At 64.0% G+C, this 2886-nt stretch carries 1 protein-coding gene; it reads right to left on the bottom strand.

The window, feature by feature from the left end; genetic code table 11:
* Nucleotides 1-2886, bottom strand: a 2886-nt coding sequence (locus H9S92_RS22900) for a T9SS type B sorting domain-containing protein (protein ID WP_187465098.1), incomplete at its 5' end; no start/stop codon positions are given.

Raw genomic sequence — 2886 nt, 5'->3', positions numbered from 1 at the left:
CTACCGCAACAAAACAAAGTCCCCCTTATACACCACCGTCTCCCCGTCGCGGAAACGGACGGTAGCGGAGTACACAAAGACCTGCGGATTCATCACCCTTCCCTTGTGGAAACCATCCCAGCCGAAAGCCGGGTCGTTGGGCAGGAAGCCTCCCAAAGATCCATCAGCCGTCGGGGCCAGGTTGGCCGTAAATACCGCTTCGCCCCAACGGTCGTAGATGGCGAAGTCCTGAATGGACTCCACCTCATCGAGGTCGCCGTTGATGAAGAAGATGTCGTTGATGTTGTCGCCGTTGGGGCTGAAGGCCGTCGGGAAGTACACCGGCCGGTCTTTGCGGACCAGCAGCATCTGCCGGTCGGTCGCCCGGCAGCCGAGTTCATCGACCACGGTGACGGAAATCATCTGGGTCTCGCGGGCCACGAAGGAAATACCGGCGGTTTCCCCGTCGGTTTTCAGGCTGTCGGGCTGCCAGAGCAGGGTATCGATGGCGTTGCCACCGTTGATGCTGGCGGTGATGAAGATCTCTTCGCCGTAGTTGACCGAAGCACTATCGCCGGGGAAACGCAGGCGGATGGTCAGTTCCTCTGGCTGCGTCAGGTCCAGCAAAATGTTGCTGAAACAGCCGTTGGCGTCGATCACCTGCAGGTCGTACTGCTGGGGCATCAGACCACCAAAGAGGGTCGTCTGCCCGCGCTCTTCACCGTTGAGCAGGAAGCGGTAGGGAGGCCGGCCACCGTTGACGCCCGTCACCAGAATCGCTCCGTCGTCGGCCTGGAAACAGGAAATCTGGCTGATTTCCACCTCCATCACCGGTGCTTCGGTCTCGGAATCCACGGTCACTTCGCTGAAGGCGCTGCAACCAATGGCGTTGGTCACTTCCAGGCGGTACACGCCCGGCTGGCCAACGTCAATCAGCAACTGATCGGCGTCCATAATCACCACGTTGGGGTCGGCGCTGGTCCACAGGTAGGTGTAGCCCGGACCCATTTCGGAAGCGCTGCCGTTGAGCGTTACCATGCCCGTGTTGCAGGTCAGGGTCTGGCCCTGCCCCGCGTTCGCCACGGGTGCGGCGAGGAGGCGCAGGCTCACTTCCGCCGTGGCGTCGGGACAACTGCCCCCCTCCACCGTGTAAGCGAAACGGTAGTTTCCGGGTGCCAGTCCCGCTGGGTTGAACTGCCCGGTGGCCGGATCCAGGCTGCCGTTGGGCACGCCGCTGCCTGTCACTACGGACCACACCCCACCAGCGTCAGCACCGGTCAAACGGCTGCTCAGGTCGACCATTTCCGTCGTGCCCACGCAGCGTTCCAGGGCGTCCTGGGCGGCGGTGCCGGCCGAGACGGGCATTTCTACGGTGACCATTTGGCTGGTCGTCGTCGCGCAACCGTTGGCCGTCACGGTCAGGCTAACCGCGTAGGTACCAGCCAGCGGCCAGCGCAGATCGTAGCGTTGGTTGCCGTTGTCGGTGACCGCCGCGCCGGCAAAATCCCAGGTGTAGGTGGCCTGTGGATCGACCGTGCCGAGGACGGCCAGAGCCGTATTTGTAGCCGCACAAATCAGGTCGTCGGAGACAGAAAAATCAGCTGCGGGCAGTGCAAAGACCTCCACCAGCAGCACGTCTTCGTAGCTGCACAGCGCCTCCTGGACGTAGCTGACGCGCAACAAATGCTGTCCGATGCCCGCCACGGAAGGGTCAAAACTGAAGCTGCCGTCGTTGTTGGCGATCACGCCGGGACCGGTCCAGGTAGTGACGCCGGAGCCGTCCGCGCCGCTCAAATTGGCCATCAAGGTGACGCGGGTGGTGGCGTCGGCGCAGAACTCGGTTTGCGCGGCCGCAGGTGCAAAGGTCACTTGGGGGCAAAGCCGGGCACTGCAAGCCACGTCTGCGCTGGCCGGGCTCAGGTCGCAAGTCGTCCCGCTCCGGACGGACCGCACACGGATCGACACCGTCTCTCCGAAGCCGAGGCCGCCAATGAAGAAGCTGTTCTCCGCCTGCGTAGCCCCGAAGGGCCCGCCGTTGACGCTCACCTGGTAGCCGAGGATGGCCTCGGGCACCAGCGGCCATTCAAAAAGGACACCGTCGAGGTCCTGCCGCGCGCAGAAGGGCACGGGAGCCGCCAGCGTAGGCGTCACCTCAATGGTAAACTGGTTGCTCACCGTACATTCCGCCGTAGCGGTGACGGTGACGATCTTGGTGCCGGGAGTGTCCCAGCGGACGGAGTAGGTCTGGTTGCCAAGATCGGTAGGGATGCCGCCGTCCCAGTCCCAGACGTAGGTCGTGCCCGCATCCACGGGGTCGGCCAGCGAGACGTCAATGGCGGTGCCGGCACAAACCTGCGCTGGCGTAGGATCCAGGCCTGCCAGAGGCAACTCGAAGATGGTCATGGTGACTTCGTCCTGGGAGTCGCAAATGGAGGGGCCGTCGTAGGCCACCGTCAGGACGTGTACCCCCGGGCCAACGGCGGTGGGATCGAAGAAGAAGTTGCCGTTATTGACCACCACGCCGGGGCCGCTCCAGGTGAAGGAGCCCTGTGGCGTGCCGGCGGTCAGCGTGGCGGAGAGGGGCAGCAGGTCAGTGTCTTGTCCGTTGCAGAACTCGGTGTCGGGCGTGGTAGCCATGGCCAGTCCGGGCGGACAAGGGGCGGTGCTGCACTCCAGCGTCGTGGTTGGGCCGTCAGGGCAGGGGCCGGTGCCCGTGGCGTAGATGGAAATCGTCAGGGTAGTCCCCGGATCGAGGCCACTGACGGTGAAGCTCGTCTCGGCGGCCGTCAGGGTGGCGGAGTTGCCGTCACTGAAGTCCAGCTCATAGCCCGTCGCCCCCACTACCGGATCCCAGTTGAAGGTGATGGATTCCAACTCCTCGGGCGTGCCGCAGCTGACGACCGGCGC

The organism is Neolewinella lacunae (genome assembly GCF_014349155.1).
Classification (GTDB): Bacteria; Bacteroidota; Bacteroidia; order Chitinophagales; family Saprospiraceae; genus Neolewinella; species Neolewinella lacunae.
This window is presented reverse-complemented; position numbering and strand designations above follow the sequence as displayed.